Source organism: Dickeya sp. MK7 (assembly GCF_000406305.1).
GTDB classification, from domain to species: Bacteria; Pseudomonadota; Gammaproteobacteria; order Enterobacterales; family Enterobacteriaceae; genus Dickeya; species Dickeya fangzhongdai.
The window spans coordinates 2,000,766-2,025,805 of sequence record NZ_CM001984.1 but is presented as its reverse complement, the minus strand read 5'-3'; the positions used below and the strand labels follow the sequence as shown (position 1 = coordinate 2,025,805).

25 protein-coding genes are annotated in these 25,040 nt (G+C 57.3%); 4 read left to right on the top strand and 21 right to left on the bottom strand.

Annotated elements, in window-relative coordinates:
- Window positions 1-71 precede the first annotated feature (71 nt).
- The 5 genes from DXXMK7_RS08830 to DXXMK7_RS08810 all read right to left on the bottom strand — a co-directional run bounded on the left by DXXMK7_RS08830 (window position 72) and on the right by DXXMK7_RS08810 (window position 5,569).
- Window positions 72-1,079, bottom strand: coding sequence for an ABC transporter ATP-binding protein (locus DXXMK7_RS08830; protein ID WP_049842547.1), 1,008 nt, complete (start codon window positions 1,077-1,079; stop codon window positions 72-74).
- The gene (locus DXXMK7_RS08825; protein ID WP_049842546.1) at window positions 1,069-2,091 is read right to left on the bottom strand and encodes an ABC transporter ATP-binding protein; all 1,023 of its coding nucleotides are present in this window, start codon (window positions 2,089-2,091) and stop codon (window positions 1,069-1,071) included. The genes DXXMK7_RS08830 and DXXMK7_RS08825 overlap by 11 nt, the downstream gene beginning before the upstream one ends.
- Window positions 2,092-2,098: 7 nt before the next feature.
- Window positions 2,099-2,944, bottom strand: coding sequence for an ABC transporter permease (locus DXXMK7_RS08820; protein WP_038918773.1), 846 nt, complete (start codon window positions 2,942-2,944; stop codon window positions 2,099-2,101).
- Between the two features lie 5 nt (window positions 2,945-2,949).
- A complete protein-coding gene (locus tag DXXMK7_RS08815; RefSeq protein WP_038918772.1) occupies window positions 2,950-3,903 on the bottom strand; it encodes an ABC transporter permease in 954 nt (317 codons plus the stop codon).
- 106 nt (window positions 3,904-4,009) lie between these two features.
- Window positions 4,010-5,569, bottom strand: coding sequence for an ABC transporter substrate-binding protein (locus DXXMK7_RS08810; RefSeq protein ID WP_038918770.1), 1,560 nt, complete (start codon window positions 5,567-5,569; stop codon window positions 4,010-4,012).
- Between the two features lie 509 nt (window positions 5,570-6,078).
- Here DXXMK7_RS08810 and DXXMK7_RS08805 point away from each other — a divergent pair.
- Entirely contained in the window at window positions 6,079-6,612 is a 534-nt protein-coding gene (locus DXXMK7_RS08805) for a hypothetical protein (RefSeq protein ID WP_038918768.1), read from the top strand.
- Window positions 6,613-6,710: 98 nt separating this feature from the next.
- Here DXXMK7_RS08805 and DXXMK7_RS08800 read toward each other — a convergent pair whose 3' ends face one another.
- Window positions 6,711-7,052, bottom strand: coding sequence for a GlpM family protein (locus DXXMK7_RS08800; RefSeq protein ID WP_038918767.1), 342 nt, complete (start codon window positions 7,050-7,052; stop codon window positions 6,711-6,713).
- A gap of 285 nt (window positions 7,053-7,337) precedes the next feature.
- Between DXXMK7_RS08800 and pemB the strand changes: the two genes are divergently transcribed.
- Both pemB and DXXMK7_RS08790 read left to right on the top strand, forming a co-directional pair.
- A complete protein-coding gene (pemB, locus tag DXXMK7_RS08795; RefSeq protein WP_071605196.1) occupies window positions 7,338-8,639 on the top strand; it encodes a pectinesterase PemB in 1,302 nt (433 codons plus the stop codon).
- A 51-nt stretch (window positions 8,640-8,690) separates the two neighbouring features.
- Window positions 8,691-9,725, top strand: coding sequence for a hypothetical protein (locus DXXMK7_RS08790; RefSeq protein WP_127353462.1), 1,035 nt, complete (start codon window positions 8,691-8,693; stop codon window positions 9,723-9,725).
- Window positions 9,726-9,796: 71 nt separating this feature from the next.
- On the opposite strand, the gene DXXMK7_RS08785 is transcribed toward DXXMK7_RS08790, so the two are convergent.
- The 14 genes from DXXMK7_RS08785 to DXXMK7_RS08725 all read right to left on the bottom strand — a co-directional run bounded on the left by DXXMK7_RS08785 (window position 9,797) and on the right by DXXMK7_RS08725 (window position 22,760).
- Window positions 9,797-11,077, bottom strand: a complete 1,281-nt coding sequence (locus DXXMK7_RS08785; protein ID WP_038918765.1) for an HlyD family secretion protein — start codon at window positions 11,075-11,077, stop codon at window positions 9,797-9,799.
- On the bottom strand, window positions 11,067-12,512 hold the full coding sequence (locus DXXMK7_RS08780; protein ID WP_038918764.1) for a TolC family protein: 1,446 nt from the start codon (window positions 12,510-12,512) through the stop codon (window positions 11,067-11,069). The genes DXXMK7_RS08785 and DXXMK7_RS08780 overlap by 11 nt, the downstream gene beginning before the upstream one ends.
- Window positions 12,502-13,689, bottom strand: a complete 1,188-nt coding sequence (locus tag DXXMK7_RS08775) for an ABC transporter permease (RefSeq protein ID WP_038918763.1) — start codon at window positions 13,687-13,689, stop codon at window positions 12,502-12,504. Before DXXMK7_RS08775 ends, DXXMK7_RS08780 begins: the two co-directional genes overlap by 11 nt.
- 7 nt (window positions 13,690-13,696) lie before the next feature.
- Complete coding sequence (locus DXXMK7_RS08770; RefSeq protein ID WP_049842545.1) at window positions 13,697-14,353, bottom strand: ABC transporter ATP-binding protein; 657 nt, start codon at window positions 14,351-14,353, stop codon at window positions 13,697-13,699.
- Window positions 14,354-14,428: 75 nt separating this feature from the next.
- The gene (locus tag DXXMK7_RS08765) at window positions 14,429-14,809 is read right to left on the bottom strand and encodes a hypothetical protein (protein ID WP_038918762.1); all 381 of its coding nucleotides are present in this window, start codon (window positions 14,807-14,809) and stop codon (window positions 14,429-14,431) included.
- A 91-nt stretch (window positions 14,810-14,900) separates the two neighbouring features.
- Entirely contained in the window at window positions 14,901-15,302 is a 402-nt protein-coding gene (locus tag DXXMK7_RS22610) for a hypothetical protein (protein ID WP_127353463.1), read from the bottom strand.
- A gap of 108 nt (window positions 15,303-15,410) precedes the next feature.
- Window positions 15,411-15,782: a hypothetical protein gene (locus DXXMK7_RS08760; protein WP_127353464.1), complete on the bottom strand. Its 372-nt coding sequence runs from the start codon at window positions 15,780-15,782 to the stop codon at window positions 15,411-15,413.
- A gap of 404 nt (window positions 15,783-16,186) precedes the next feature.
- Window positions 16,187-16,675, bottom strand: coding sequence for an Hsp20 family protein (locus tag DXXMK7_RS08755; RefSeq protein ID WP_038918759.1), 489 nt, complete (start codon window positions 16,673-16,675; stop codon window positions 16,187-16,189).
- Between the two features lie 167 nt (window positions 16,676-16,842).
- Window positions 16,843-18,147: a cytosine permease gene (locus DXXMK7_RS08750; protein ID WP_038918758.1), complete on the bottom strand. Its 1,305-nt coding sequence runs from the start codon at window positions 18,145-18,147 to the stop codon at window positions 16,843-16,845.
- A gap of 214 nt (window positions 18,148-18,361) precedes the next feature.
- Complete coding sequence (locus tag DXXMK7_RS08745) at window positions 18,362-19,384, bottom strand: biotin-dependent carboxyltransferase family protein (RefSeq protein ID WP_049842544.1); 1,023 nt, start codon at window positions 19,382-19,384, stop codon at window positions 18,362-18,364.
- Entirely contained in the window at window positions 19,374-20,255 is an 882-nt protein-coding gene (locus DXXMK7_RS08740) for an allophanate hydrolase subunit 1 (protein WP_038918757.1), read from the bottom strand. Before DXXMK7_RS08740 ends, DXXMK7_RS08745 begins: the two co-directional genes overlap by 11 nt.
- 1 nt (window position 20,256) lies before the next feature.
- A complete protein-coding gene (locus DXXMK7_RS08735) occupies window positions 20,257-21,642 on the bottom strand; it encodes an acetyl-CoA carboxylase biotin carboxylase subunit (protein WP_038918756.1) in 1,386 nt (461 codons plus the stop codon).
- A 57-nt stretch (window positions 21,643-21,699) separates the two neighbouring features.
- Complete coding sequence (locus DXXMK7_RS08730) at window positions 21,700-21,948, bottom strand: acetyl-CoA carboxylase (RefSeq protein WP_038918755.1); 249 nt, start codon at window positions 21,946-21,948, stop codon at window positions 21,700-21,702.
- 29 nt (window positions 21,949-21,977) lie between these two features.
- Complete coding sequence (locus DXXMK7_RS08725) at window positions 21,978-22,760, bottom strand: 5-oxoprolinase subunit PxpA (protein WP_038918754.1); 783 nt, start codon at window positions 22,758-22,760, stop codon at window positions 21,978-21,980.
- Between the two features lie 127 nt (window positions 22,761-22,887).
- Between DXXMK7_RS08725 and DXXMK7_RS08720 the strand changes: the two genes are divergently transcribed.
- Window positions 22,888-23,802, top strand: coding sequence for a LysR family transcriptional regulator (locus DXXMK7_RS08720; protein ID WP_038659674.1), 915 nt, complete (start codon window positions 22,888-22,890; stop codon window positions 23,800-23,802).
- On the opposite strand, the gene DXXMK7_RS08715 is transcribed toward DXXMK7_RS08720, so the two are convergent.
- Entirely contained in the window at window positions 23,799-24,980 is a 1,182-nt protein-coding gene (locus tag DXXMK7_RS08715; protein WP_038918753.1) for an MFS transporter, read from the bottom strand. The genes DXXMK7_RS08720 and DXXMK7_RS08715 overlap by 4 nt on opposite strands.
- Window positions 24,981-25,040 lie beyond the last annotated feature (60 nt).

Sequence of the window (25,040 nt, the reverse complement as noted above, 5' to 3'; positions counted from 1 at the left end):
TTCTGCCGTGCCCGGCATACCGCAATCTCTTTGCCTGATGCCGCCGCGAGTTTATCACTACCTTTAACCGGTTATTTTAAGTCACCATTACCGATGGATTGCCCCTCCGGTTCCGGCACGCCATGCCAGCATGCCACCCGGTGTCCAGCGGCAATGTCGCGTAACGGCGGCGCAGCGGCGCGGCACTGTTCGCTCGCCTGAAGGCAACGGGCATAAAACGGGCAACCGGCCGCCGCCGACCCGCCTGACTCGGCGACAATCGGCTCATCCGGCGTAACCGCGCGCGGATCCGGTATCGGGATTGATGCCAGCAGCATACGGGTGTAGGGATGTGTCGGATGCAGATACAACTGTTCCGCGGGCGCTTCCTCGACCAGCCGCCCTTGATACATCACCCCAATCCGATCCGAAATATGGCGCACCATCGACAGGTCATGGGCAATAAACAGATACGTCAGCCCCCGCTCCTGCTGTAAGTCCTGCAACAGATTAACCACCTGCGCCTGCACCGACACATCCAGCGCCGACAGCGGTTCATCGCACACCACGAATTGCGGATTCACCGACAACGCCCGGGCAATACAAATACGTTGTCGCTGGCCGCCGCTGAACTCGTGGGGAAAACGATTTAGGTGTTCCGCCTTCAACCCCACCCGATTCAGCAATTCCAGCGTGCGCGCCTGTCGCTCATCTCGCGCATAGCCGTGAATCCGCATCGGTTCGGCGATCAGTTGCGCCACCGTCATCCCCGGATTGAGTGAGGAATACGGGTCCTGAAAAATAGCCTGCACGCGCCGGCGAAACGGCTTTAACGACGATTCCGGCAACGCGCTGATAAGCTCGCCGTCAAAATGGATCTCCCCGGCGGTAATCTCGACCAGCCGCAGCAGGCTACGTCCGAGGGTCGATTTGCCGCAGCCCGACTCGCCCACCAGCCCGTAGGTTTCGCCCGGCCAGATGTCAAAACTGACGCCATCCAGCGCCCGCACCGGTTGACCTTGTTTGCGCCAGCCCCGCCGCACGGCGTAGTGCTTTTTGAGTTCACGGATACGCAGCAGCGGTTGTCGGTTACTCTGCATGTCGCGCCTCCGTGGAATCCGCCAGCCAGCACTGCACCCAGTGATGATCGCCACACTGTCGCCGGTCCGGCTGCTGCTGGTCGCACACCGCCATACGCTGCGGACAACGCGCGGCAAACGGGCAGCCGGTCGGCGGATGCAACAACCCCGGCGGAGCGCCCTCAATCGGCGACAGCCGCCGACGCACGTCGTCATGCCGCGGCAACGACGCCAGCAATCCCCGGGTGTAAGGGTGTGCCGGTCGGTAGAAAATATCTTCCACGTCCCCCTCTTCCATCACCAGACCGCCATACATCACCACCACCCGAGAACAAAGCTGCGCGACCACGCCTAAATCGTGGGTAATCAGCATGATGGCGGCGCCGGTTTGCCGTTGCAGCTGTTTAAGCAAGCGAAGAATCTGCGCCTGAATAGTGACATCCAGCGCGGTGGTGGGTTCATCGGCAATCAGCAGCGCCGGGTGGCAGGACAGCGCGATGGCGATCATCACCCGCTGGCGCATACCGCCGCTGAATTCGTGCGGATACTGATCGTAGCGCTGCTCGGCATCAGCAATGCCCACCTGTTGCAGCATGGCGATCGCCCGCAGCCTGGCGGTTTTCTTATCGAGCCGCTGATTGCGCATCAGGATGTCGCGCATCTGCCGTCCAACCGTCAGCACCGGGTTAAGCGCCGTCATGGAATCCTGAAAAATCATGGCGATATCGTTACCCCGCAGTCGCCGCAGCGCCCCGGGGCTATAACCGGCCAGGTCGTCGCCGCGAAAGCGGATCTGCCCGCCGACGATACGGCCGTTGCCGCCCAGCAGTTGAATCACCGATTTGCAGGTGACGCTTTTTCCGCAGCCGGATTCGCCAACGATACCGACGATTTCACCCGCTTTGACGCTGAAACTGACGCCGCGCACCGCCTGCACTTCCCCATCGCGGGTGAAAAAGGAGGTACGCAGATTGTCAATCGACAACAGATCTTCACTCGACGGCTCTTTATTCGACAAGAATGCGTTACCCATTAATGCCTCACTCATCGCGTTGCGCCCCCGGCTCAAAAGCGGTGCGGAACACATCGCCCAGCACGTTGAAACTGAGCACCGTCAGTAGGATCAACATGCCGGGGAACAGCGCCAGCCAGGTGGCGTCGCCAATATAGGCCTGCGCATTGTTGAGCATGCTGCCCCAGGAGGCGTTGGGCTGTTGCACGCCCAGCCCGAGAAAGCTGAGCGTGGATTCCATCAGGATCGCCGAGGCGATATTCAGCGTCGCCGCCACCATAATGGTCGGCAGAATATTGGGGATAATATGACGCAGGATGATACGCCACGCCCGTTCGCCGGATGCGCGCGCGTACAGCACATATTCCCGCTCTTTCAGCGACAGGGTTTCCGCCCGCACCAGCCGCGACAAGTTCATCCAGGTCAGCGCGCTGATGATCAAAATGATGTTGGCGACCCCCGGCTTAAGATAGGCATTCAGCACCAGCAGCAAAAAGAAGGCAGGGATCGACATCAGCATATCCACCGCCCGCATCAGCACCGTATCCAGACGGCCGCCGACGTAGCCGCTGACGGTCCCCACCAGCGTGCCGATCAGGGTGGAGAACGTCATCGCCAGCACGCCGACCATCAGTGAAATCTGCCCGCCATAGAGCGCGCGGGTAAAATAATCCCGACCGTATTCGTCGGTGCCGAACCAGTGTGTGCTATCCGGCGGCAGCATCCGCGCCTGAATCGCCATGGCGTTCGGGTCCCACGGGCTGAGCCACGCCAGCGCCGACGTGACGCCAAACACCGCCAGAATCGCCAGCGCCAGCTGTGCCGGTCGGTTGCGGCGCAACTGTTGTTTTGCCTGTTGCCATCGTCTTCCCATCGGCCCTACCTCATCGCCTTGATGCGCGGATCGGCCACGCGGTACAGCACGTCCGCCAGCAGATTGCCGATCACCAGCATCAATGCCGACAGCATCACTATCGCCATGATTAACGGGTAATCCAATGACGTGATGGACTGAATACCCAGCAATCCCATACCCGGCCAGGAAAACACGCTCTCCGTCACGTAGGCGCCCACCACCAGCTCGGAAAACGACAGGCCGAACAGGGTGATAACCGGCAACATCACGTTTTTCAGCACGTGCCGAAACAGGATGTGAGCACGCGTCGCGCCGTACGCCAGCTGCGTTTGCACGTAGTCGGCGGAGAGCTGGGTGATGGTGTGAGAGCGGATGTAACGCACATAGTGCGACAGGTTGTAAAAGGTCAACGCGATGCACGGCAGCACGCCGTGTCGCGCCACATCAAGCCAGGAATCCGCCGCTCCGATGGTGCGCATTCCCATGCTCGGCAGCCAGTTAAGCTGGACCGAAAAAATGATGATCAACAGGATGCCGAACCAGAAAATCGGCACCGAAATACCGATATAGGCAAACAGATTGAGCAGATGATCCAGCCAGCGGTGGCGAAACGCGCCCGCCAGCAGCCCCAGCGGTATGGCGATCGCCACCGCCAGCAGCAGCGACGCGCCCATCAGGCCCAGCGTCGCCGGCAGCCGCTCGACGATCAGGGTCAGCACCGGGCGGTGGGAAATCAGCGAATAGCCCAGATCGCCCTGCACCACGTTTTTCAGCCACAGCAGGTACTGTATCGCCAGCGGCCGGTCTAATCCGAGACTATGACGCACCCGCTCGATGTCATCCTGGCTCATACGCGGCGTGATATACGCCTGCACCGGGTCGCCCGGCGCCAGCTTCACCAGCAGAAACGACACCAGTGAAATAAAAAATAGCATCGGCAGCAGTTGCACAAGCCGACGCGCCACTATGTTATCCATGAACTGTGTTATCCATGAGCTATGTTATCCATGAGCCATGTTATCCATGAGCCTTCCGCACGGGTTGCCGACGGCCGCCCGCCACGCTGCGAGCGGCCGGGGGAGATTATTGCTGATAGATTTTCGACAAATCCTGGAACAGGTAGACCGGTTTCGGTTCCGCCTCCTGCGTGCCGCCAAAGCGTTTGTCTACCGCCACTACCGCGTTGGTGTAGGCGATGGGGTACCAGACCATCTCGCTCGCCACCGTCTGCTGGATATTCTGGTAGATTGCCGCACGCTGCGCCGTATCGGTTTCAATCGCGCCTTTGTCCCACAGCGCGTCAAACGCCGGGTTCTTGTAGTGGGCGTAGTTGTAATCCTCGTTGCTCATAAACAGCGACTTGTAGCCGTCCGGCTCGGCGCCCATGATGTAACCGCCCAGACTCAGCTCATAAGCGGTGTTGTTCTTGTCGCGCCCTTTTTGCGACATGGCGTTGGCGTCCAGCGGCAGCAACTCCACATCAATGCCGATATCTTTGAGTTTCTGCTGGATATACAGCCCCATGCTCTCCTGAGTCTTATTGGCGTTGATATACGCCAGACGCAGCTTCAACCCTTGTGTCTGACCTGACTCGCTGAACAAGGCTTTGGCCTTATCGAGGTTGTAGGGGTATGCTTCGACATCCCCGGTCTGATAGAGCGTATCCGGCGTCAGGATCGAATTGGCGGGTTTGGCGTAATCCAGCGAGGTAAAGGCGGTCTGCACCAGTTCATCCTTGTTGATGGCATAGGCGATCGCCTGACGCAGCGCCTTGTTCTTCATACTGTCGACGTTCTGATTGAACACCATGTAAGCCAGACGGCCTTCCGGATAAATAATGAAGTCAAAGCGACCGGTGGCCTTGAGCTGCCTGACATCCTGCGGGTCGATCAGCTTAAGATTGATTTCGCCGTTCTGCATCGCCAGCCTGGCGGCGTTGGCATCTCTGGCGAAGCGATACGTCACCGCCTCCAGCTTCGGCTTGCCGTTCCAGTAATCATCAAAGCGGCTCAGCGCATAGTACTGACCGGAGCGGTATTCGCCGAATTTGAACGGGCCGGAACCGACCGGCGCATCGTTTTTGGCGCTCTTCGACAAATCCTCTTCTGTGGCAAAAATATGCTGAGGGATGGGGTAAATCTGTACCAGCGAACCGACAAAAGCGGCGCTGACCTGCGGCAACGTGAATTTCACCGTCAGATCGTCCACCTTGCTGACCGCCACCGGCTGATTGTTATACACAAACATACTGCGGAAAAAGCTATGTTGCTGCTCATCCAGCAGCTTATTGAAAGTGAACACCACATCATCGGCCGTGATCGGCTGCCCATCCTGCCACTTAAGGCCGGGTTTTAGTTTTAGCGTATAGGACAGGTTGTCGGCTGATGGCGTCAGGCTTTGCGCCAACCCCCACTCCACCTTGCCGTCGTTATAACTGTACAGCGGCGAATACAGCGCCTGCATAATAGTCAGTGTGGTTCGGTCGCTGGCATACAGCGGATTCATCACCAGCGGGTCGCCGCTGGTGATGCCGATGATCAGATTGCCGCCCGCGCTGGCTGTCGTCTCCGCCGCGGCCTGGCCGCCGACGCCCAGCGACAGCATGATAGCCGCCGCCCATGCTGAAAATGCCGATTTACGCATTGTGTTTTACTTCCCCTGGAATGATAAAAATCCGAATATTGCACCGGGGGGCAGGCTTACCAAAGCGCGTAAATCGCATAAGGTTAGCGAAAAAAAAGCTAATCAAACCTCGTCATCGCCATCCGATTTACGCCGAATCCGCTAATGCGCGGTTCAGGGGTTATCACCGCCATTGCGCTGGCGGTCGTATCCGCCGGGAAAACCCGCTAGAGTAAGTGGATAAACCGGATATAACGCGGGAAAAAGAATGCGGTTCGATGACTGGTTATGGCGTAAAAAGCTGATTGTCCTACTGATTATAGTGATTGTGATTGAACTGGTACTGCTGCTGGTTCCCTGGGATCGTTTCTAAGCTTCCGAGCGGCATTTAGCCATAGCAAATAAATCGTTCTGAGAATCCGACAGTCGACGTAAGATAGACAAATTATTACCGCCAAGCCCATACGGTTCCTGTCCCCCGTCAGGCGCAAGGCCCACTCCCATAGCAACATACAATCACGAGGGATCTCATGAACAGGCCACATACCCCCTTGCTGGCGCTTGCCCTGTCGCTGCTGTCGCTGACGGTATCCGCCGCCGATGGCTACAAAAACCTGAAATTCGGCGCCTCCGCCGCCGCCATTCGGCAGCAGGCCAACTGTTCACTGCGCGGCCCGGAAATGATTATGGGGCAGACGGTGTATATCTGCCCGGACTTTAGCTTCGCCGACAAAAAAACGCAGGCGATCTTCAGTTTCAACAATGACAAGTTCAACCGTCTGGCTATTTCGATAACGCTGGCCGACGTGCCCAGCGTAGTGGAAGGGCTGAAGAGCAAATACGGCATGACGGCGCCGTTATCCGCCAGCGACGTCAATACCTTCATGAACACGCCTAACTCGCGGGTAACCGCCAGATTCGACAAAAACAACATCACGCTAGTGTTCGACAACGGCATCGACAGCCAGAAGAACATCTACCTGGTATACAACGCCGAAAACAGCGTCAGCGCCGGCCCGACCGCCGCACCGGCGACCAAGGGCATCACCAAGGACGACCTGTAACATCGCACGTCCGGCGCTCGCTGCGTCGGGCGTTTTTCGTTTTTCCCGCCAGCGACGCGCTGTTAACGCCTAGCCGGTGCTATCCGGCATAGTAATTCCTATCCGGTATAGTAACTGCTCCAGACTTTCACCAGCACCGCCGCCGACAGGCTCCAGCACACCACCGCCAGCGCCAGTGCCGGCGGCAGGCGCATCACGCCGGTAAAGTAATAGAGCGAAATCAGGTACACCAGATAGGGGATCACCGCCCAGATGCCAAATAAAATGGTGGCGCGCAGCGCTTCCATACCGCGCTCCGCGCCTACGATGTAATGGGCTATCAGCGCAAACGTTGGGAACAGCGGCACCAGCCCGGCAATATAATAATTACGGGTTTTGGCCAGCAGGCCGATCAGTACGACTACGATAGCGCCCAGCGCCGCTTTTATCAGTAATGCCATGTTTTATGATGTTCAGTTATCGGTTTGCCATCCGGCGCGTCTGTCACGTCCGCCCTTTCCGTCGTCAATCTCCGACGGAACGCTCCTATATCTAACAGAAACGCCGCTAAAAATCAGAATTGCGCCCTATTTCGTCGCGGCTGTCCGCAGACAAAAATGAAACGCAGGTTTATTTTTCAGAAATTATGATCCCGCTTCGCGTTTTTTCGTACCGGGTTGAGTAGGCTGCCACAGCCTAACGTTCATGAATACAACAACATGACCTCAACCTGAAAGGAGTATGCTGTGAGTCTGACACACTATTCCGGGCTGGCTGCCGCGGTGTCCATGTCACTGATCCTGGCCGCCTGCGCCAGCCAGACGCCGAATCCGGCGCGTTTCCAGCCGGTGTTTCCCGGTACCGCCAGCCGTCCGGTGCTGTCGGCGCAGGAAGCCGGGCGTTTTACCCCGCAACACTATTTCGCCCACGGCGGCGAATACGCCAGACCGGTGGCGGATGGCTGGACGCCAACGCCGATTGACACCTCTCGCATCACTGCCGCCTATGTGGTCGGCCCCCGCGCCGGCGTGGCGGGCGTCACCCATACCAGCATCCAGCAGGCGGTGAACGCGGCGCTACGCCAGCATCCGGGCAAAGAACGTGTGTTCATCAAACTGCTGCCGGGCACCTACACCGGCACGGTATACATCCCGGAAGGCGCGCCGCCGTTAACGCTGTTCGGCGCCGGCAATCAACCGGATCAGGTCGTGGTTTCGCTGGCGCTGGATTCAATGATGTCGCCGGCCGATTATCGCGCCCGCGTCAATCCGCACAACCAGTATCAGCCGACGGACCCGGCCTGGTATATGTACGACGCCTGCGCCTCGAAGGCGGGTGCGACCATCAACACCACCTGCTCGGCGGTAATGTGGTCGCAGAGCGACGGTTTTCAGTTGAAAAACCTGACGGTGGTCAACGCGCTGCTGGACACGGTTGATAAAGGCACCCATCAGGCCGTCGCGCTGCGTACCGACGGCGATCGGGTGCAGTTGGAAAATGTCCGCCTGCTCAGCCGTCAGGACACCTTTTTCGTCAATACCAGCGACCGCAAAAACAGCTACGTCACCGACCATTACAGCCGCGCCTACATCAAGGACAGCTACATCGAAGGGGATGTCGATTACGTGTTTGGCCGCGCCACCGCCGTGTTTGACGGAGTGCGTTTCCATACCGTGTCCAGCCGCGGTTCGAAAGAAGCCTATGTGTTCGCGCCGGACAGTATTCCGTCGGTGAAATACGGCTTTTTGGTGATCAACAGCCAGTTGACCGGGGATAGCGGCTATCGCGGCGCGTTGAAAGCCAAACTGGGTCGCGCCTGGGATCAGGGGGCGAAACAGACCGGTTACCTGCCGGGCAAAACCGCCAACGGCCAGTTGGTGATCCGCGACAGCACCATTGATAGCAGCTACGACCTCGCCAACCCGTGGGGCGCAGCGGCCACCACCGACCGGCCGTTCAAGGGCAATATCAGCCCGCAGCGGGATCTGGACGACATCCATTTCAACCGGCTGTGGGAATACAACACCCAGGTGCTGCTGCACGAGTAATGCCGGTATACCGTCTTGTGACGCTGTTGGCAAACAACCATGTTTTCCTGAGTGCACCCCATTAGTTGGATAATCGTCCAACAACGAGGTGCACTTATATTTATTGGCAAAAATCACACCAGAAATCAGGCTGGCCGCGTACCGGAATATCTTCGCGCTTTCGCCAGTAAAAAGGATCTTGGTAAAGTCTATGGCGTTGGGGAAACGACTATTGCACGATGGCTCAGATTCTGGCGTCATCTGGCCTATTTTCTCAGAGCAGAAAAAGTATCGGCATCATTATCAACGCGCTGGCTGAACGGCTCCACGCCATCAGGGGGTAAGAATGATGACTATCGCCACCCTGTTGGGAGAAACAGCATGTTAATCAACCAGGAATTCTTCGAAATACAGCTGCATTTCGCAGCTTACGTGGCATCAGCGAAAGGTATACCACTCAGTAACGCCATCATGGATTACACAAATATTTATATCCGGCTGGGATTGGGGCGGGATTTTGATACGGATAATCCGGACTGGATGAAATATGTCAGCGGCTTGCAAACCGATACGGTCAGGAATGCAGAGCATACCCTAACAGTCTGGCAGTCAAGGCCTGAAATATTGCCCCCGGATATAGCCGCGAATTCAGGTTGTTTCTCATACGCATATGAGCCTGGAAATACGGTCAGAATTCACTTTGAAAATCGTCAGAACGAAAGTGAATCACCGCTGGACGATAGCCAGTACCAAATAAGACACGAAGAGTTGCGTAAACTTTTCCGTCTGGTACGTGATACTCACCCTGAGGCTGAAAATGTCTGTGGGCTGTCATGGTTATACAATATCAATGCTTACAGGCGGTTATTCCCTCCGCAATATATCTCATCATCCAAGCCCGTTACTGACCGCTACCGGAATATGCCGCTTTGGGGACAGTTTCTGAATCGCCACGGAAAACTCAGAACTGAACAGGTGGCGTTATTTTATGAAAAACTCAACCACTGCCCCCCAGTGAGTGAGCTTTCATCATGTTTTCCCCTGCTGCCTCTTGCCGTTAAATTCCATATTTCAGCGTTTTACAGGTTCTACGGTATACCGTGTTAAATCCTCATGGTGACTACGCTTTCCTGCCGTTTAGTCAGCCTCGGCCCATTAATACGGTCGGGCCGATACACTCAGTTCGCGGCGGGGTGGCAACAGTCCCACTTTCTGACCTCACCGGGCTCCAGCCCTGTTACCAGAATGCCTTGCGGCAACGGCCCGACGACGTCAATTTGCCGTACTTCTTCGGGCGCCTGGGGCGTGCGGCGATAATAGACCGCGGTCTTCCCCTGTTCATTCTGGCCGACCTCATCCGGCAACAGAACCATGCCATTAGGGTCGGAAAAGGTGGTGATTTTCAGCAGCGCGGACATGCCGAACCGCGGCACAGCCTGCCCGGCGCGGCAGCAGTCGAGATCGAAGACAACATCATAGGTGGCGCCCGGCTGCCCTTCGATATAGTTGGCCTGTGGGCTGACCGCCCGTAACCTGCCTGCCAGCAACTGGCCCGGCAGCGCTTCGCTGGTGAGGACCGCCGGCATGCCCGGCCGCAGGTGCTCGATGTCGGCTTCGTCCGCTTTGGTCCGTGCTTCAAAGCGCGTTACGCCCGCCAGAATGAATAGCGCTTCCCCCGCGCTGACCCGCTGCCCTAAGCGGGGAAAAGCGACCTTCTCCTTGTCGCCGTTTTGTATGCGCACCGCATAGCCGTCGCTGGGGGCATACACCTCGCTGCGGGCCTGCTGATCGCGGATTTGCTGTAATTTCTGTTCGGCGTTATTCAGTTCCAGTTCGGCCATCGCCTGATTCTCCTCGTTTCCCGGCACCTGAGCGGCCGTCAGCGCCTGACGCGCCGCCTGCAACTCCAGCCGCCGGCTGGCCACCTGCTGAAGCAGGCTGTCGCGCTCCGAACGTGCGATGATCCCCTGATGATACAGCGGCTCCGCCGCACTCAACTGGCTGGACGCGTCTCGTTCGCTCATTTCCGCCATGAGTAATGCCCGCCGGGCCGACATGACTTCACTGCTGTTTTCCCAATAGCGTAGATTCCGCAGCGACTGGCGTGCCTTGAGAAACTGCGCCTGCGCATCGCGATACGCGAGTTGCAACGGCGTGGTATCCAGCGTCAGCAAGGCATCGCCTTTATGCACCTGCTGCCCTTCCTGAACGTTCAACTGGCTGATGTCACTCTCAAAAGGGGCGTTTATCAGATACTGCTGCGCCGCCTGCACGTGCGCCAGCAGCGTAATGTGGTTCTCCACCGGCGACGGCACGACGGCGCGCCAGTTGGTTTCGGCCGCCGCCTCCTTTGCAGGCGGCCGGAATAAAAGCACCGCCGCCGCCAGCGTTACCGTCACCCCGCCGAATAAGACCAGCCGCCGCCAGCGAACACCACCGTTCAGAACATTACCGATCATGCTGTTGTATTCCCCAGTGATCAAGGGTGGCGCCCAGCACGCGATCCAGCTCAGCACGAGTGTTGAGATAGGCGATCTGCGTGGACACGCGCGCGTTTTGCGCCGCACGCAGACTGCCCTGATAACTCAGCACCTGAAAGTTTGATGAACGTCCTGCCAGCAGTTTGGCCTGCTCTGCCTGCAGCGTTTTTTCCGATAGCCGCGTCAGGCGGTCGGCAATCAGAAACTGCTGCCAGTTGCTGTTAAGCGCGTTGACCTGCTGCGTGACCGTTTCCTCCAGTTGCTGACGCACGTCCGCCATCTGTAATAGCTGAATTTTCCCCGCCACCCAGGCGCGCTGTTCTTCCTGACGGGCTTGCAGGTCGTTCAACGGGATAGAGACGTTCAGGCCGACATAGCGCTGCCAGCGGCTATCATTCTGAATATCCGCCGCCCGGGTGTTGACCCGCCCGGCCCCGGCGACCAGATCCACCCCCCACAGGCGCTGGTTTTTCGCCTGCATCAGGTAGATTTGCTGTTTATCCGCCGTGAGCTGCTGAATCAGATAGTCAGGTTGATTTTTCATCGCCATCGCTATCGCCTGCGGCGTTTTCAGGGCGATCGGGCGTATTTCGATGCGATCGCTGGCGCTCAGTTGGGTGCGGGTATCGATGCCCAATAAGCCGCACAGCGCCAGACGGCGCTCGGTCAGGGCATTTTCTTGCTGTTCCAGACTTAACTGCTGCGAGGAGATATCGGTATCGCTCTGCAGTCTGTCGAGCGCGGCCTGTCTGCCGCTGGCGATCAACGCCAGCATCACGTCGCGCTGCGCGCCGGCGCGTTGCAGAGATTCCTGCGCCAGCCTCACCCCTTGCTGCGCTTCCAGCAATCCGTAGTAAGCCTGGATAATCCGGGTAATGGTATCGGCGATCTGCTTTTGCTGATTCAGGTGACCAATGCGCTCATCAAGCCGGGCCAGACGCACCGGCGCGGTATTAAATTCGACGCCGGCGCCTTTTAGCAACGGCTGCACGACAGTGATCGTGTTGCCCCGGCTTCGGGTGCTTCCGGACGAGGTCAAGCCGGAATAGTCCTCGTTCCAGTCCGCCTCAAGCTGCGTCCCCAATGGCGTCAGCAGGCTGGTGGACAGGCCGGAATGGCTTTCCTGTCCGGGCAATTGTTCGCCCATATTGCGGCGATACTCACTGTTCAACACCAGATGCGGCCGGAAACCGTCTTCGGCAACCACCAGATCAAACTTATCCATCAGCCGGGTTAGCGCGACGCTTTTTAGCGTGTTGCTGTTGCGTACGCCCAGCGCGACCGCATCGGCCAGCGTGAGCGGCACCGTTTCGCGCGCTAACGGCGATTCGGCCATCGGGACATTCGCCGCCGACAGCCAGGGCGACATCAGTAACGATAAAAAAGCGACGGCATGTGACGATTTAATGTTCACGCAACGCCTCCGCAGGGGATAAACGGGCAGCCGTGAGAGAAGGCTTCAGACCAAAAAATACCGCCAGCATCAACGCACTGCCGATAGCCAGCGGAAACACCCACGGGTCGGCCATCAGCGGCCAGTCGACGTAACGGGTATAACCCCAGGCAAGCAGCGCACCCGCCACGCAGCCCAGCACCGCGCCGGGCAGCGAAAGCAGCGCCGCTTCCAGCAAAAACAAGACGCCGATATCCAGCGAACGAGCGCCGATGGCCTGGCGCAGGCCGATTTCATGCCGCCGCGTCGACACGCTCATCACCATGACATTCATTACGCCAATGCCTCCCATCAGCAGCGCGACGGCGGCCAGCGCAGCCAGCAGGTAGCGGAAGGTCGCATTCTGCTTCGCCATGCTGTCGATAAGCTGCTGTTGAATCTGAATCTGGATCGTCCGCGTCGGCAGCATCTGCTCAAGCCAGGGGCGGATCGCATTGACAACCGGCGTCAGGAGCGCGGTCGACGTTACCTGGATGTACAGCAGGTCCGTACTCGCAAAAGGAGAAATCCGCGTGATCGTCTCTATCGGCACCAGCGCCACATGGTCGATAGTCTGACCGCCAATCGACACCGTCGCCGGTTTCAGGATACCGATAACATCGAAGGCGTAACGGCCGAGCTGAAGCGCGCGCGTCGATGAGGCACCCGCCAGACGAGACGCCAGCTCCGCGCTGACAATGCTATAGGTGCTGCGGCCGTCGTAACGGGAAAACGCCCGCCCCCGCGTCAGCGTCAGCCCCAGCAACGGCATCAGTTCAGGCGTAGAGCCGATCACCACCAACGGGATGCCGTCGTCGTCATCATTCTTTTGCGGCAGCCTGATATTCCAGCGAGCCAGCGGGACGACGCGCCGAATGCCGCGATGGACGCGGGCCAGCGCGGAAAAATCCAGATTAACCGGCAGCGGCACTGCCGACTGCGACGAGTTGTCCTCCTTTACGCCGATTTCAACCACGATGATATCGCCGCCCAGATTGTCAAACGCGCTCAACGCCATCTGCTGGGCGCTTTTGCCCAGCAGCAACAGCGCCACCACCAGCGCACTGCCAACGCCGATGCCCAGCATCGCCAGCGACGCGCGCTGATGGAACGCGATCAGATTGCGGCAGGCTTCAAGCCACTGTTGCATAACATTCATGGCGTGTTCACTCCCCGACCAGCGTACCATCATGCATGCGGCAACGCCGCTGCAGCCGCTGCGCCAATCGTTCGTCATGGGTCACCATGACGATGGTTAACGCCCGCTGGCGGTTGATGTCCAGCAACAGGTTGAGGATTTCCTGCGCGGTTTCAGCATCCAGATTGCCGGTCGGTTCATCAGCCAGCAACACGGCCGGCTCGCCCACCAGCGCCCGGGCCAATGCGACCCGCTGGCGCTGCCCGCCGGACAGCGCTGCCGGGCGTTGCAGACGATGCGAATACATGCCCAATTCGCCCAGAACCCCGGCGGCGCGGCGGCGGGCCTGCACAACCGGGACATTCCGATACAATAGCGGCAACGCCACGTTATCCAGCACGTTATGGCTGGTCAGCAAATGAAAATGCTGGAACACAAACCCCAGTTTTTGATTACGCAACCGGGCCCGCAAACTGGCGGAACACTGCCGGATATCCTCGCCATCCAGGTGATAGCTGCCCTGCTGTAGCGGCTCCAGCAGCCCCAGCACATTGAGCAACGTACTCTTGCCGCTGCCGGAGCGGCCGAGAATAGCGCAGGTTTCTCCGTGCCGGATATGTAATGAAAGCGCACGCAAGATCACCGTGTCACCATAACGGTGGTGCAAATTTTCGATCCGAATCACAGGTATCTGTTTCCCGTCCCCACCCCCACGAAAAGCAGTGAGCGACAACTGCCGGGGAATACAGTGAATAAACCATCACGACACATCGTTCGTGGTTATCACGTCAAATTGATAATAAAAATGTTTATCTTTTTTCCTGTGTTCGCTGCCAGCACATTGCTGTACCGTGTCATTTTTCGAACTGTTATAAAAAACGACATGGAGTTTTATCGGCCGGGGAACGGTGGTAGTCGCGGCGATAGTGCCCTCGTAAGTATCGTTTGGAATGTAATACGCTGACTTATTATCGCTAAAATCTTTATGATCCATCCTGGAAATAGCGACGCAATACCCACTTATATTTCCTAAGTGCGTATTTTTAGAAAAAACCTCTTCATTCTTTGCCGCTGCCATCCCCGACAACATGAGGGAGAAGGTTATAACAGAAGCAGAAAGGAACTTTTCAACATGCTTCATGATTCACCTCTGGTAGTATTAAATAAAAACGTTTTATTTCATACTCATTATGATGACGATGACGCGTACAAATTAGCGCCACCATGCGCCATTAACTTGGTGGATTTATATCAACGACCGTGCGATTAAAATGCACATTTTTTCTTGTTTTATTCGATGGGGCATCTACATTGTTGCCACAACTAGTTTTAGTATCTGAAGATGAACTGGGCACATAAATAATATGAAGCTTTGCAGGGTGATCGCCAGGCAACTGATTGAAATGGCCATTACCTAGCTTAAAATAATGCGCATTATTTATATCTTTACCATCTGGTCGATATAGCGCGACACAATAGCCACTCGAATTATATACGCCCGTTTCGGTTTTGCCGGGCTGGTATTCGACGAATGGAGATTTTGACTTATCCGCCTGTACCTCCGCCTGTGCCATAGTGGCAGACAACAAACACCCCCCGACGGCGAAGGGAAAAACCCATTTACTATATTTCATAATTCACCTCTGATGTTGTATGTTGTATGTTGTATGTTGTAAAACTGGATTTTGCAAAAAAACCAATAAGATAATCTTACTTTTCATATGCGCTCGGCATTCCCTTCATTACCTGGCATCGTCCGTGCTTAGTGCAGAAAGCGGCGTATCTATTTTCAAGTGTTTATTTCTTTTCATATATAACTCGCCATGACAAGGCACAGTGGCGACATTGCTATCCCGCTTGTCATTTTTGTAAAAATCAACCTTAAGGTACACAGGATGATTTGCCGGTATAACATCACCAGAATCATCTTTAAAGTAAATATGCTCCTGGTTATTGCTAAAAAGCTGTTTATCTTTTCTATAGACATCAGCGCAATAACCACTTTCGTTAATCAGATAAGTATCACCAGAATACAAATTCTTATCTCTGGCCTCTGCCGTATCTAACAGCACGAATGCTGACGTTATAAAAACCAACTCTACCACGTATTTCATAGCGAGCACCTCTGCCATTCTAGTGAAAAGTGGAAACGACCCAAACACCAGTTCAGCCAGAACTATCCCTACACATACAGTCCATACACAATAATTTTTGTTATGTTATTTTCAGTGCAAGAATGCCATTATAAAAGATGAAGCATAATTAACACTCAGATTAAACACTCTCAATCCAGATGAGTAAAATAGATATTATTCGGCATCTCCCATATCGACATCGGAATACTCCCAACTGTCTCGGTAGAAAAACTATCGCTATAAAACAAAAGAGAATAAATATTTCTATACAGCAATCGACAACCTGTAACGTTCCCATCAATATCAGATAAGCGCGCCTGAATTATTAAAAAAAAGCCCCGATACTATCGGGGCAAAACATCGTAATGAGGAATAAGAAAAAATTAATGTTCGTGTTCCAATGCCTGAGCCCCCGCCTGATTGCGGTTTTCAATGGCAATTTTTTTCGGCTTTTCGTTTTCCGGAATATCCTGCTTTAACGTGACGGTCAGCAGGCCATTTTCCAGATGCGCGCTTTCTACATTAACATGCTCCGGCAATGAATAACTGATGCTGAAATCAGTGTGGCTAATGCCGCGATAGAGCCAGCCGTCCTGCTCCTGCTGTGCTTCCGGCATCGCTTCCTTGTGTTTCCCGCTGATGGTGAGCTGACCGCCATGCGTGCTGATCTCCAGTTCCTCTTCACGCCAGCCGGGCACGCTAACCGTGATGCCATAGTGCGTATCGTCAAGCCGGCGGATGTCGTAGGATGGCGCCGCAGTGAGCGGCGTATCGCCGGTCAGTTGGCTGAATAACCGATCGATGCGGTTGAAGCGGTCAGAGAACAGCGAGTCGGTGATTGCCGGAAATAAAGACATGGGTTTGAATGCCATGGTTAACCTCCTGAATATATCGTTACACGCATTCAAAAGTGCAAACCGCAAGGCAACGACAGTGTCTTGCTTTCACCTTTTCATATAGACTCGCGCACGATTTTTTCAAGGCCAATGGCTGAAAAATGTGCGCGCAGGCGGCGAGTGGGCATCCCTGCCCTGCGCTTTCAGGCGCTACGCTTGTGCGGCAACAACCCGTACAGCGCCAGCGCGACGGCAAAGGTCACCGGCGCGGAAAACGACTGCAACACGGCGCTGCCGTGCATCAATGCCACCCCGGCTATCACGCTCAGCAGCCAGGCGCCGAGACCGGTCGGATTAAACGCGCGCACCGGCGCTGCGGTGGGTTGCGCACGGTGAAAGGCGATATGCGCCAGCGCCACGCCGACCCACGCCACCACAAATACCCCCTGGTAGGCCAGCGCCTGCAAAATATAGGCGAACACATCCGCCAGCATCAGGACATAGACCGCCGCCCCTACCACGCAGGCCCAGACAATCTTGCGATAACGCAGCCGCAGCAGGCGATCAAAAAACACCTGCATGTTGACGGTAGCCAGATAATAGTTGGCGGTATTGATGCGCGTCTGAGTCACCCACACGAACAACAGTCCCCAGAATCCCAGCAGATTGAGGATATTCACCACCACCGCGGTTTCACTGACGCCATTCTGCTGGGCAAAACTGCTGACCAGATAGATGCCGACCACCCCGTTCAACAGAAACGTGATCAGATAGAACGGCATACCGAAATTGATGCGCGCGTGGTACCGGCTGTCTTCCTGGCGGCCAAACCGGGCGTAATCGAAGGTGTACATCATCAAAATCCACACCCCCATATAGTAGGTGAAGCAGTTCCACCAGCCATAGGCGGGCGGCGATGCCGGACCGAATGACAACCATTGCGGCTGATAGCCATAATGCTGAATAGACACCGCCACCGTCAGCGCCAGCCCAAGCAGATAAAACGGCAGCAGCACGCCGTTGAACTTGTCCAGCCAGTGCTGCACGCTGCCGAAAATCAGCGGCACGCTGTAGAGCACCACCAGCAGCGCGGCCCAGTGGTAATCCAGCGACGGGAACAGGTGATTGATGGCGAACGCAATCACCGAACCTTCAAACACCGCGTAATAAATGGCGGTGGAGAAAAAGATCAGCGTCGCCAGCGCCGACCCCGCCTGGCCGAACAGCTGGCCGGAAAATGCCGCCACCGACAGGCCGCTGCGAATAGCGAAGCGGCTAATGGCTGCGTTGATCAAACCGTAGCACACGACGGACAGCACCATACCGATAATGGCATTGCGCGCACCGTAATTCAGCGCCAGCGACGCCCCTACCACAATATAGAAAATCGCGCTGCACACCGCCCACCAGGCCATGGTCAGCGATAGTTTTCCCATACGCTCCGTTGCGGACACCGTATCGGCAGGCGATGCCGCCGCTGCCCCCTGAACATCAGATACCTCAGCCATCGCAACCCCTCCACAGACCCGTATTTAATGACATGCCGCCAGCGTCATACGGCATGGCGGCATGCGTTATGGCCGAACCCACCCGCCGCCGCGGCAAAAGCCGCACGGTCATTCAGGTAGTTCGGTATGTCAGACGAGGTCCCGCCGCCGTTGCCGTTCCTGGTGTTGGCGCAGGGAAAAATCGGCGGGACCGTCTGAAATCAGTGCGTTAACGTCAGTTCGTTAATAACAGCGTCAGCCGTTCAAGACGGCGGCGATAGTGTTGCCGGGCGGCCAGCGCCCCCTCCAGCGATACAGGCGCAAAACGAACGCCATAGTGGGGTTGTAGTTGCCCGATGATGTCCAGATCGCTGCTTATCACCGTCCCCAGCGTCATGTAACCACCGCCGGACACCGCATCGCGCAACAGAATGATCGGCTCCAGACCACCCGGCACCTGCACCGAACCGATGGGGTAACAGGCATCGACGATATTGGACGGATCCGAGCCGGCGCCAAACGGCGGCGTACGCGGTTCAAACGCCAGCGGCGCCCCGCCCTTGAGCCGGTAGCCGATGCGGTCGGCTTCGGTGCCGACCCGCCAGTCATCGGCAAAAAACTGTTCTACCGCCGCCGGGATCAGGCGGTGAATGTATAACCCGGTCACCATGCGCAGCGTCACGCGCTTGTCGAGCGGCTGGAGACAGTCGGCCGGCACGGTCACATCCGGCGCTGTTTTACGGTACGGCGTCCCTACCGGCAGCACATCATTGGCGGCCAGTCGACGCCCCTGATAACCGCCCAGCGCGCCGAGCGCATAGGTCGAACGGCTGTCCAGCACCTCCGGCACCGCGATGCCGCCCGCCACCGCCAGATAGGCGCGGCACCCGGCCGTCGTCGGCGCAAACCGCAGTACCTGACCGGCACGCACCGCAAACGAGGTATCCATCGGCATCGCCATACCGTCCAGCAGCGGCGGCATCCGCGCCCCGCACACCGCCACCAGCGCATCGCCCTCAAACTGCAGTTCCGGCCCCAGCAACGTCATTTCCAGCACAGCCGCCTGCGCCGGATTGCCCACCAGCAAATTCGCCAGCCGCAACGAATACTGGTCCAGCCCGCCGGACGGCGGAATACCGAGGTGGTAATAGCCTTCGCGACCGCCATCTTGTATTGAGGTCGCCAGCCCCGGCCGGATGACATTGATCCGTACATTCGATATCTGCACACTTGATATCTGCGCGCTACTACCCTGCATACAGTACCCCCTGAAGATAGTGTTGATAGCCGGCCGGGTCAGCGAGGAACTTATTCAGTTCAAACGTTACCGGGCGAATGCGCAGGCTGAAGCGACCGGCTTCAACCGCCTGTACGTCCTGTTCATACCGTGCCAGATCGATCGGTTTGAACTGCACGATGTCGCCCGCGCGGAAAAACACCATCGACGATTGCAGATAGTCCAGGCGCTGTTCCGGGTCGTAAATCGGCGCCGGAGTGACGCCAAACAGCTGGTAGCCGCCCGCCCCCCGCACCGAGTAGATACAGCCGAAACAGCCGCCGTGCCCCAGCGACAGTTTGGGGGTATCGGTACGCGGTCGCAGGTATTTCGGCACCTGAAGCTGCTGCGCCTGCTCCACCATCTGAAACATGAACGGCAATCCCGCCACAAATCCCACCATCGACACGAACCACGGCGTGCCGCTGTGCGCCGCAATAAACGCCGCCACGTCCTGATAACCGTTGATGCGCGCGGCATATTCCAGATCGGTAGCCGCCGGATCCTGATGGCGATCGCGAAACCGCATCAGGGTTTCGTGGGTCCAGGGGTCGTTGTACAGCACCGGAATTTCGATGATGCGCGTGTCGAGCACCGTCATCGTCTGCGCCTGCTGTTCAGTGCTCTGCACCCTCTCCAGCAGCGCCTGCGGCGCGATGACATCCGGATTGAAACGCACCTGAAAGGACGCATTAGCCAGGCAAATATCCAGCACGCCGGGCAGCGCCTGCTGCTCCAGCGCGCGGGTCATCGCCAGTCCGCGGAAAAACGCGCCCAGCGACATTGCTTGGTCAATCTCGGCAAACAGGTGCTCATCGCCGCCGAAGGTGTAGCGTATTGCAGGAAACGTCATCTCAGGCCTCCTTCGACAGCGACAGTGATTCGGCTTCTCGCGCCTGCAGCCAGCTTTCCAACGAGGTGGTATCAAAGTGCCCGGCGCGCAGACGGGTATCCGTCAGTAGCCATTGATGCAATGACTGCGTGGTGGTGATGCCGCCGATCCGCAACTGATTCAGCGCCTGCTCGGCACGGGCCAGCGTCTGCTGGCGCGTCGGTCCGGATACCACCAGCTTGGCCAGCAGAGAGTCGTAATACGGCGGGACGCGGTAACCGCTAAACAGATGGCTGTCGATGCGAATGCCAGGGCCTTGCGGCCAGGTCAGCGAGTCCACCACGCCGGGACAGGGGAAGAAATTACGCGCCGGATCTTCAGCGTTGATGCGCATTTCACAGGCATGACCATGCAGCTCGATCGTCTCCTGACGCAGACTGAGCGGTTCGCCGCCGGCGATACGCAACATCCACTGCACCAAATCGACGCCGGTAACCCGCTCCGTGACCGGGTGTTCAACCTGGATGCGGGTGTTCATTTCGATAAAATAGAACTGTTCCCGCTCGGCATCGAACAGATATTCCAGCGTACCGGCGCTGCGGTAGCGTAACTGTTGCGCCAGTTGCAGGGCGCTGCCACACAACGCCTCGCGCTGCGTCGGCGTCAGCGCCGGCGACGGCGCTTCTTCAAACACTTTCTGGCGACGACGTTGCAACGAACATTCGCGCTCATACAGATGCACCGCCCGCTCGCCGTCGCCCAGAATTTGTACTTCGATATGACGAGCATGGCGAATAAACAACTCCAGGTAGACATCGCCGCATCCGAACGCGGCTCTCGCTTCGCTCTGGGCAATCGGAAACTCGCGTTTCAGGTCATCCTCATGATTGACGACCCGGATGCCGCGCCCGCCGCCGCCGGCCGCCGCCTTGATGAGCAACGGATAGCCGATCTCTGTGGCGGCCTGTAACGCCGCTTCCAGAGACGACAACACCCCCGAACCGGGCACAACCGGCACCCCCGCCGCCTGCGCGGTGTGCCGCGCCACGGCCTTGTCGCCCATCATGCGAATGGTTTCCGTCGTCGGGCCGACAAACACCAGCCCGGCCTGCTCCACCGCGTCGGCGAAGGCGGCATTCTCAGACAGAAAACCGTATCCCGGATGTATCGCATCCGCCCCGCTGTCGCTGGCCGCCTGCAACAACGCGGCCTGATTCAGGTAACTCTGGTCGGCGCGCGCCGGCCCCAGCAGCACCTTTTCATCCGCCAGACGCACGGGCAGCGAATCGACATCGGCCTCGCTGCAGGCGGCCACCGTGGCAATCCCCAGACTGCGGGCGGCATGAATAATGCGAACGGCAATTTCCCCCCGGTTGGCGATAAGCAATTTTTTGATCGGCTGACGCATTATGCGGCCCTCCTGATGACGTAATGTAATAATGAGGATATAGGGTAGGTTTTACCGTTATTCATCGATTTTTATGATGGCTATTACCTGCCCCGGCTCCAGCGCATCACCGCTATTCACACAGAAAGACACCAATTCGCCAGCCTGCTCCGCATAAATTTCACTGAACTGTTTCATCACCTCGACCAGACCAATAACGCTATTCGCGGTAACCGGGGTATTTTCTTCAATAAACGCGGGAGCATCCGGTGCGGGCTGACGATAAAAAATACCCGGTAAAGGAGAACAAACCTCATATGTTTTCATTAGCCTCAATCCTTATAATTATTTATCAATTACCGATTATTAAAACTATTCTGCAATGGCGAACGCACGCGAATATTGGCGTTATTCAATGCGTCCCGGGTCGCTTTAATTAATGTCAGCGCGCCGGGCGTATCGCTATGAATACAAATCGAATCAAACTCGACGTGAATGTCTTCGCCGTCAACCGTCGTCACTTTGCCTTCCACACAGGCGCGCACCACTTTCGCCGCCACCCGCGCCGGGTCCAGCTCGCCAACCCGGCGGGTAAATACGATAGAGCCGCTGGCGTCGTATTCCCTGTCGCCATAAAACTCACAAATAACAGGGTGTTGCAGTTTTCTTGCTTCCTGCCAGACCCATGACCCGTGCAGACAAAACAGCCGTAATTCAGGGTCCAACCGATGCAGCGTTTCCACAAACAGCTGCGCGGACGGCTGATCGCGCGCCAGATGCATATACAGCGCTCCGTGCGGTTTAACGTGCTGCAACGGTAATTGATACAGCCGGGTAAATTCACGCAATGCCCCGAGCTGATATAGAATGTCATTCACCACTTCCTGCGGCTGACTGTGAATATGCCGCCGGCCAAAACCGACTAAATCGCGAAATCCGGGATGCGCGCCGACCGCGACGCCATAATCGCTGGCCCACTCAATGGTCTGCCGCATGGTCGAAGGATCGCCGGCGTGAAATCCGGCGGCAATATTGGCAGAACTTATATAAGACATAATCTGCCGGTCAACGTCATCGCCTATTTTCCAGGGACCAAAGTTTTCGCCCATATCGGAATTCAGATCGATTTCATATTTCATAATTATTTCTTATTTGTGATGGTTTTGTTTAAAAATAATATAGAACCACTATTTTCTATTCGGAAAGACGTATTTTCAGAATGCTCGCTATCTGAAAAACAGAACGCTCACCGACAAGGGGCATGCCATGGTCACATTGCGTCAAATCCGCTACTTCATCGCCACCGCGGAGATGGGCCAGATATCCCAGGCGGCGATTCACCTCAATATCTCGCAGTCGGCGGTCACCACCGCGATTCAGGAGTTGGAAAATCTGCTGGGAAAACCGTTGTTCCTGCGCTCGGTGCACGGCATGACGCTGACCGAAAACGGCAGTTACTTCCTTAACCACGCCTACGCCGTGCTGCGCAGCGTGGATGACGCCATGCATATTCCGCTGACCGACAATCGCATCGCCGGTTCGCTTAACATGGCCGCCAGCTATACGGTGATGGGGTATTTTCTGCCGTTTCATCTACAGCGACTGTCATACGGCTTTCCTCACGTCACTATCCATCTCAACGAACGCGAGCGGCAGGATATCGAAACGGGTTTGCTGGATCGTTCTCTGGATTTATCGCTGGTGTTGACCGCCAACATTACCCATCCGGAAATCACCGCCGAGCCCCTGTTTAATTCGGAGCGACGGCTATGGCTGCCCAGCCGTCACCCATTGTGCGACAAACCGGAGGTGAGTCTGGCGGATGTCGCCGACGAGCCCTTTATCATGTTGACGGTGGATGAAGCGGATCACAGCGCCATGCGCTATTGGGAATTGAGCGGACATCGCCCGAAGGTGATGCTGCGCACCAGTTCCGTGGAGGCGGTGCGCAGCATGGTGGCGAACGGACTGGGAGTGGCGATCCTGTCCGATCTGGTGTACCGCCCCTGGTCGCTTGAGGGGCGGCGTATCGAAACCCGATCGCTGAAAGACCGGGTGCATCCGATGAGCGTCGGGCTAGCCTGGTCTCGCGACGCCGAATTTACCCCGGCGATGCAGGCGGTTCGGGAATACTTCCGCAACCTGTTCCTGACGCCGCAGTTGGCGTTTTCACGCCGTTAGGCCGACGCTGGAACCTGATGGCGCGGCGCGAAACGCAGCGCCATCAGGATCAGCACCACGACCCCCGCCGCCATGATAAGCCAGGCCTGCTCCAGAGCGCTGGTGTACTGCCGGATGAAACCCGCCAGCAGCGGCATCAGGCTGGCGATCAGATAACCGCCGCCTTGCACAAACCCCATCAGCGCCCCCGCCTGACGCGGGTCGTCCACCTGATCCAGCGCGATAATCAGCGACAGCGGAAACAGCGCGCCAATCCCCAACCCCAGCGCAATCATGATCGGCAACACCAGCGTCTGCGGCGCCAGTATCAGGCCGGCCATTCCCAGCAGCAGCAATACCAATACCGGCAGCAGCAGATAACGCCGGTCCGGGAAGCGGTTGATCAGCAACGAAACCAGCAGCCCGGCCACCACTTCGGTCAGCGTCAGCCCGCCCAGCAATAACCCACTACGGGCGGGGCTCCAGCCAAGCTGGGTGTAGTACGGCGGCAGCCAGGCCAGCACCAGGGTATACGCGGCGGTGCCGATGCCGAAAAAGATCATCAGCGCCCAGGCCCGGTTTTGCGACGACGCGGGCGCTGAACCCGAACGCGACGCGGTATCCGGCATCGGACTCAGCGACACCGTAATCAACCAGGCCAGCGTCGCCAGCGTCGCCAACCCGCCCCATATCGCCAGCGCGCCGTCCCAGTCAATGATGTCCGCCAGCGGCGAAATGCTGGCCGCCGCCAGCGCTGCGCCGCCCATGATGGCGGTCGTGTACAACCCCATAAGCCGGCTGCTTTGCCGACTGAAACTGCGCCGCAAAAACGACGGCATCAACGCCTGAATCAACGCGATGCCGATACCGGCCAGCGCAGCGGTCAGCAACAACCCGGCGGTGCTGGTCAGCCAGCAACGCAGCAGGCAGGCGACCGCAATCCCGACAATGCCGATGCCGATGCCGCGGTATTCTCCCAGTCTGGCCTGTAGCCAACCGCCATACAGGGCGCAGATACCCATCGCGAATACCGGCAACGTAGTCAGCAGGCCAGCCTGCGTATCCCCCATGCCGGTCGCCGCCTGAATCCGCGACAGCAACGGCCCGACGCCTGCCAGCACCGGCCGGAGATTCAGCCCCAGCAACATGACGGTAATGACGACAAAAAACAGTGATCCTGCACGAATTGCGTGTGACATAACGCTCCTTATGACCCCTTGATGCTTGAACGACGACGTATATTTTCCGTAGAATATCTT